General features: G+C 53.8%; 1 protein-coding gene and 1 pseudogene. Both read left to right on the forward strand.

The window, feature by feature from the left end; translation table 11 throughout:
* On the forward strand, positions 1-182 hold a 182-nt coding region (locus ACQ3G7_RS24690), incomplete at its 5' end, for a hypothetical protein (protein ID WP_430893011.1).
* A gap of 2 nt (positions 183-184) precedes the next feature.
* Positions 185-1,117, forward strand: a pseudogene (locus ACQ3G7_RS24695) (hypothetical protein); the annotation flags it as partial.

The following is a 1,117-nucleotide window of genomic DNA, read 5'->3' on the forward strand; positions in this document are numbered from 1 at the left end:
ACGCTGGGATGATGCGTCTGATACATGGCGCACGGTCGACCCGAAAAACCCGGGGCGTTTTGCGTATGGCGAACCTGTTGCCTTTGAGAACGGGCAATGGAAAATCAATAAAGGCTACGGCGGGCTGCGTGGCGGCGGTAAAGGTGCGTCACGCCCTGCACAACAGGCAGACGATGAAGTGATTATGGCGCCACAGCCGGTGCGGGAAGGTTTACCGCGGGAGAAAGTGCTGGCAAACCTGGACGGCGCATCGGTTTTTGATGCTCGTGAAACCCTGGAGAGGATGAGGCGGGAAAGGGCAATAGAGGATGCGATCCAGTCTCCTTTGGGGAAATGCAATGATGTGGCGCCTTATGTTGCGTCGTTTCTCCGGAAGGACGGTTTTGAAAACATCCGCTATCGCGGCATCGCTTTTTTCGCAAACGGTATGGACAGAGCGCCGAAGAATCACTATGTGGTTCTCGGTACCAGAGGGGGCGGCGATTATGTCTTTGATATGACTGCGAGGCAGTTCAGTAATATTTATTATGAGCTTAATGCGCCAGTTATTCTGCCGGAGCAATTATGGGCGCAGAAATATGCCAATCTGACCAGCCGGAGTCTGATTAAATACGGTGACTATCCCTCACTTTCCTCTGCCATGACTGACTTTGACGGACGCAGTAACTATTTTTATTATGGCCCGAATTCCTTGATCCCCAATGCGTTTGTCCTGCGAAAACCACGCTGGTATTACCCGGCAGATGCTGCGGCCGCGGGAAGAGTGAAATCCCCGCCGGCAGATGATATTGCCGGTGCCAAACCTAAACGAAAAGGCCGGCCTAACCGCGAAGATTTTATGGTTGATGGCAAGTTTGATGAGGCGGCGTATAACGAGGCGCGGTACGGGGACGCAAAAAGGAGACTGGCGAATAACGGGGACCTGGATGATGTGGGGCGTCGCAGAAAAGCGGCTGAGGTGCAGCTCTCGCTTTTCAGCGAGAAGGAAGTTCAGTCAGTAAAAATCATTGGCGAAGCGGATGACAGCTTCACTCTGACCACCATTCCGGACAAGCCGGCGGAGACACTGGCCCTGAACTCGCACGGCTGGTTTACCGGTGTCAGCGGGAAATACCGT

Source organism: Kosakonia sp. N21, from assembly GCF_050587465.1.
Taxonomy (GTDB): Bacteria; Pseudomonadota; Gammaproteobacteria; order Enterobacterales; family Enterobacteriaceae.